Source organism: Intestinibacter sp., from assembly GCF_034113885.1.
Lineage (GTDB): Bacteria > Bacillota > Clostridia > Peptostreptococcales > Peptostreptococcaceae > Intestinibacter.
The window spans coordinates 1-5,378 of the sequence record NZ_JAXEWM010000088.1; the positions used below are offsets into that span (position 1 = coordinate 1).

Here is a 5,378-nt window from a genome sequence, read left to right on the forward strand (position 1 = left end):
CAGTAAGAGCTATGAATCCTCAAGGTGAAATATTTGAATTTACAAATGAACAAATGAAATTTGAATACAGAAGAAGCATGCTTACTAATTCTGATTATATAGTTTTATCAGCAGAGCTTGAGCTTAAAAAAGGAAATTATGATGAAATAAAAGAATTTATGGCAGATTTAACTAATAGAAGAGTCAGCAAACAACCATTAAATTTACCAAGCGCAGGAAGTACATTTAAAAGACCAAAGGGTTATTTTGCAGGTAAATTAATAGATGATTGCGGATTAAGAGGATTGACTTTAAGAGGGGCTCAGGTTTCTGAAAAACACTGTGGATTTGTTGTGAACATAGGTGATGCAACAGCTAAGGATATATTAGATTTAATTTATGTCGTAAAAAGCACAGTTTTAAATAAATTTGGGATAATGCTAGAAGAAGAAGTTAAAATACTTGGAGAGGATTAATATATGAAGATATTAGCAGATTACCACACCCATACTGTATATAGTCATGGGAAGGGTACTATAGAAGAAAATGTAAAAGTTGCAATATCTAAAGGGCTAAAGACTCTGGGAATATCAGATCATGGGTATAAAAATGTTGCCTATGGAGTAAAAATAGACAATTTTAAACGAATGAGAGAAGAAATTGATATGTTAAATGAAAAATACAACAATCAAATTAAAATTCTCTTAGGCGTTGAATGTAATATATTGGATAATAAGGGTAATATCGATTTACATGACAAATTCAATAAATATCTAGATTATGTAATGGCAGGATACCATTTTGGATCAATCCCTACATCTTTAAAAGGAATGGTCAATATATGTCAAAATTATTTTTTAAAAAGTGAAAAAGCAAAGGAATACAATACTGAAGCGATTATAAATACTATGAAAAATAATGATATATTTGTGATTACACATCCTGGAGATAAGGGAGATATTTATATAGAAGAGGTGGCTAAGGTAGCAAAAGATACTGATACTAGATTGGAGATAAACAGTAGCCATAGTTTTTTAAATGTAGAACAATTAAAAAAAATAAAAGACTACAATCTTAAATTTATTATAGGTTCAGATGCGCATATACCACAAAATGTCGGAAATTTTGAATTGGCATTAGATACAGTAAATAAATCAGGATTAAATAAATCATTAATAGAAAATATTTTAATTTAAGGAGGTGTCTTTAATGAAGTTTGTAATAGTAACTGGTTTATCTGGTTCAGGTAAAAGTGAAGTAATGAAATCTTTAGAGGATATGGATTTTTATTGTGTAGACAATTTACCTCCTACATTGATAGTTAATTTTGCTGAAATATGTTATCAAGCAGGTTCTATGGTAGATAAGGTAGCACTTGGTATTGATATAAGAGGGATAAAGTTTTTTGAAGATTTACATGATAGTATAAGAAAATTAAAAAAGGAAAATTATCCTTTTGAGGTACTGTTTTTAGATTGTGATGATGACACTCTTTTAAAGAGATATAAAATGACTAGAAGAAATCATCCTTTAGCTTTAAATAGACAAATACCAGAAGGCATAAAGCTAGAAAGAAAAATACTAAATCCATTAAAGGAGATTGCAGATTATATAATTGATACTACTAATATGAAGCCTAAGGATTTAAAGGAAGAAATAAGTAAGATATATTCATCAGGAGAAACTCAGACAAATCTTACAATTTCTGTGCTTTCATTTGGATTTAAACATGGAATTCCTAAGGATTCAGATTTAGTATTTGATGTTAGATTTTTACCTAATCCATATTATATAGAGGATCTTAGAGAAAAAACAGGTGAAGATCAAGAGGTAAGAGATTATGTAATGAATTCTGATATTAGTAAGGAGTTTTATAAAAAACTTACAGACATGATTGATTTTTTAATACCTCAATATGTAGAAGAAGGAAAGCATCATTTGGTTATTAGTATTGGCTGCACTGGCGGTAGACATAGATCTGTAACTATAGCAAATCTTATTAGTGAAGAGATCCAAAAACAAGGCTATAGAGTTGTTAAGAAGCATAGAGATTTTATGTTAAAATAGTGCGGAGGTAATTATGGAAATAGTTGCGATAGTTTTGGGAATAATAGGTATACTATGCTTTGGTATATCTATATGGTTATTTATAAAGATGAAAAATGAGAGGATTAAATATCTCGAATTACAAAATCAAGAAGGAAAGGGACCTAATGTAGTAGTCATCGGTGGAGGAACAGGACAGTCAATTTTTTTAAGAGGTTTAAAACACTATACACAAAATATAACAGCTGTAGTTACAGTTGCAGATGATGGTGGCGGTTCAGGTGTACTTAGATCTGATTTAGGAATGCTGCCACCTGGAGATATAAGAAACTGTATTATGGCACTTGCCAATATAGAGCCTACTATGAATGAAGTTATGCAATATAGATTTGAAGAAGGCGTATTAAAAGGTCAAAGTTTTGGAAACCTATTTTTAGCTGCTATGAATGGGTTATATGGAAATTTTGAAACAGCAATATATAAAATAGGTCAAATATTTGCTATAACTGGTAGAGTGTTACCAGTTACACTTGAAAATGTAGATTTGATTGCGACTTTAGATAATGGTCAAGTTATAAGAGGAGAATCAGCAATACCCAAAATAGTCAAAAAGCAAAAATGTAAAATAGACAAAATTACTTTAACACCAGAAGACTGCAGACCTTTAGATGAAGTCATAAGCTCTATACATGGGGCGGATATTATAGTTATGGGACCAGGTAGTTTATATACTAGTGTAATACCCAACCTATTAGTTCCAGGTGTGATTGATTCTATAAAAAAATCAAATGCTAAAAAAGTATATATACCGAATGTTATGACTCAGCCAGGAGAGACAGATGGATACAATGTATTAGATCATGTTCAAGCATTGATAAAACATACAGGATATGGATTAATTGATTATATCGTAGTTAATAATGAAGAAATACCGGAAATTGTATCAAAAAGATATAAGGATGATGGTTCTATACAAGTTTTACTAGATAATGAACAAAAGCTAAAATTAAAGTGTATGGGTATTAAAACTATTGAAGACAATTTAATCGAAATAAAAGATTCCTATATTAGACATAATGCTGATAAGATTTCTGATATAATTGTTAACTTGGCTAAAAATCATTAATATGAAACATGTAATTTCCTATGTATTATAAAAAGGATTTTTAAATCTTTATGAAGAAATTCTTATTATTATGTTGAATTAAGGAGTGAATGTCTATGAGAGAAGAGATTAGTGCTGGTGGTGTAGTCTTATTTGGTAATGCGATTCTTCTACTTAGAAAGTTTAACGGTGATTGGGTATTACCCAAGGGAAGAGTAGAAGAAGGTGAGCAAAAAAAGGATGCCGCTCTTAGAGAAGTACTAGAAGAAACTGGAGTAAAGGCTCAAATATTAAAATATTTAGGTGAAATTCACTACACTTATAAAGAAAATTGGGATGAAAATAGAGCTGTTCATAAAACGGTTTTTTGGTATTTAATGAAATCTAAAAATATGGATACAATTCCTCTTAAAGAAGAGGGATTTGTAGATGCTAAGTTTATACATGTAGATAGAGTAGTTGATTTAGCTAGATATAATGACGAAAGAGAAATAATAAAGGTTGCATTAGAAGAAATAAAAAAGAGAAACAAAAAAAGCTAGAATTAGGTGATAAAAATGTCTTTTTCGAGTGAGACAAAAAATGAATTAGCTAGAGTTAAAGAAATCGATAATAAAAATAAACAAGCAGAGCTATCGGCGATAGTTAGAATGGCTGGAAGTATACAAATTGCAGGACTTAGAAAAATTAATATAAAGATAACTACTGAGTTAAATTCTGTGGCGAGAAGAATTTTTAAATTATTAAAAAAGGAATTTGATATAAGTACTACAATTTCTGTAAACAAAAATCAAATGCTAAAGAGAAATAATAGCTATGTTTTGACTGTGAAAAGTGAAAATGGGGCGGAAATACTTCTTAAAAAACTGGGAATACTAGAAGATAAAGATGGCTTTTTTCCGACTAATTGTGTTCCAAAAGCGGTATTTGACGACGATAGCCTAAAAAAATCTTATATAAGGGGAGCTTTTTTAGGTGGAGGATCGATTAGTGATCCAGAAAAAAATTATCATATGGAATTTGTAGCTAATCATGAAGATTATGCAAATTCGCTTAAGAATTTAATAAATTCTTTGGGATTTAATTCTAAAATAGTAGCTAGAAAAAATAGTTTTGTTGTTTATTTAAAGGAAAGTGAACAAATTTCTGATTTATTGAGTATGATAGGGGCATATCAGGCTTTACTTAGCTTGCAAAATACAAAAGTAGTAAAAGAAATGAGAAATAACGTAAACCGTATTGTAAATTGTGAAACAGCAAATCTATCTAAAACTGTAAATGCAGCAGTTAGACAAGTCGAAAACATAAAATTAATTCAAAATAAGATAGGAATTAGCAGTTTACCAGAAAATTTACAAGAAATTGCTTTACTTAGGGTAGAGCATGAAGAAATGTCATTGAAGGAATTGGGGGAAATGTTAAATCCACCGATAAGTAAATCAGGAGTCAATCATCGATTGAAAAAAATAGAGCAGATTGCTAATGATTTAAAATAAAATACAAGAAAATAATTAGGGGAATTTGGTACAAATTCCCCTTGTTTAATTTGAAAAAATGTATTAACTTATGTTTATGAGTTAAAAATATGAGGATATACAAGTTTTTTATTGGGAGGTGAAAATATGAGTGCAGATTTTGCACATTTACATGTGCATACAGAGTATAGCTTATTAGATGGTTTTTCTAGAGTTAAGAAGCTTATAAAAAGGACTAAGGATTTAGGCATGAGTTCAGTTGCTATAACTGATCATGGAAGCATGTTTGGTGTGATTGATTTTTATAAAGAAGCTAAAAAATTAGGCATAAAGCCTATTATAGGATGTGAGCTATATACAGCATCGAGAAGCTTAAGAGATAAAGATCCGAATTTTGATAAAAGATATGGTCATTTAGTTTTACTTGCAGAAAATATGACAGGATATCAAAACTTAATAAAATTAGTTTCAGTATCGTATGTAGACGGATTTTATTACAAGCCTAGAGTAGATATAGAAACTTTGAAACAGCACAGTAAAGGTATTATCTGTCTATCTGCTTGTTTAGCTGGAGATGTTTCAAATGCCTTATTAAACAGAAATTATAAAAAGGCGAAGGAAATTGCTATAGAATATAATGAAATATTTGGTCAAGGCAATTTCTTTTTAGAATTACAGGATCATAACTTACCAGAACAAAAAGAGGTCAATGCATCCTTAGTGAAATTATCTAAGGAGTTAAATATACCTCTAGTAGCTACAAATGATATACA

At 29.8% G+C, this 5,378-nt stretch carries 6 protein-coding genes and 1 pseudogene; all 7 read left to right on the forward strand.

Features of this window, described 5'->3' with window-relative positions; translation table 11 throughout:
• A pseudogene (locus tag SPD90_RS05195) lies at positions 1–455 on the forward strand (UDP-N-acetylmuramate dehydrogenase); the annotation flags it as partial.
• Positions 456–458: 3 nt separating this feature from the next.
• Positions 459–1,175, forward strand: a complete 717-nt coding sequence (locus SPD90_RS05200) for a PHP domain-containing protein (protein ID WP_320624154.1) — start codon at positions 459–461, stop codon at positions 1,173–1,175.
• Positions 1,176–1,188: 13 nt separating this feature from the next.
• Positions 1,189–2,046, forward strand: coding sequence for an RNase adapter RapZ (gene rapZ / locus SPD90_RS05205; protein ID WP_320624155.1), 858 nt, complete (start codon positions 1,189–1,191; stop codon positions 2,044–2,046).
• A gap of 13 nt (positions 2,047–2,059) precedes the next feature.
• Complete coding sequence (locus tag SPD90_RS05210) at positions 2,060–3,151, forward strand: gluconeogenesis factor YvcK family protein (RefSeq protein WP_320624156.1); 1,092 nt, start codon at positions 2,060–2,062, stop codon at positions 3,149–3,151.
• A gap of 95 nt (positions 3,152–3,246) precedes the next feature.
• Positions 3,247–3,672 carry an NUDIX hydrolase gene (locus tag SPD90_RS05215; protein WP_320624157.1) on the forward strand — a complete coding sequence of 142 codons (426 nt, stop codon included), beginning with the start codon at positions 3,247–3,249 and terminating at the stop codon, positions 3,670–3,672.
• A gap of 15 nt (positions 3,673–3,687) precedes the next feature.
• The gene (gene whiA / locus SPD90_RS05220; RefSeq protein WP_320624158.1) at positions 3,688–4,626 is read left to right on the forward strand and encodes a DNA-binding protein WhiA; all 939 of its coding nucleotides are present in this window, start codon (positions 3,688–3,690) and stop codon (positions 4,624–4,626) included.
• A 126-nt stretch (positions 4,627–4,752) separates the two neighbouring features.
• Positions 4,753–5,378: PHP domain-containing protein (locus SPD90_RS05225; protein WP_320924526.1), on the forward strand; the 626-nt coding region annotated here is incomplete at its 3' end.

What these genes read in the sequence shown, in the direction of transcription:
- SPD90_RS05210 (WP_320624156.1), top strand. Translation starts at nt 2,060, where the DNA reads ATGGAAATAGTTGCGATAGTTTTGGGAATAATAGGTATACTATGCTTT.
- whiA (WP_320624158.1), top strand. Translation starts at nt 3,688, where the DNA reads ATGTCTTTTTCGAGTGAGACAAAAAATGAATTAGCTAGAGTTAAAGAA.
- rapZ (WP_320624155.1), top strand. Translation starts at nt 1,189, where the DNA reads ATGAAGTTTGTAATAGTAACTGGTTTATCTGGTTCAGGTAAAAGTGAA.
- SPD90_RS05200 (WP_320624154.1), top strand. Translation starts at nt 459, where the DNA reads ATGAAGATATTAGCAGATTACCACACCCATACTGTATATAGTCATGGG.
- SPD90_RS05215 (WP_320624157.1), top strand. Translation starts at nt 3,247, where the DNA reads ATGAGAGAAGAGATTAGTGCTGGTGGTGTAGTCTTATTTGGTAATGCG.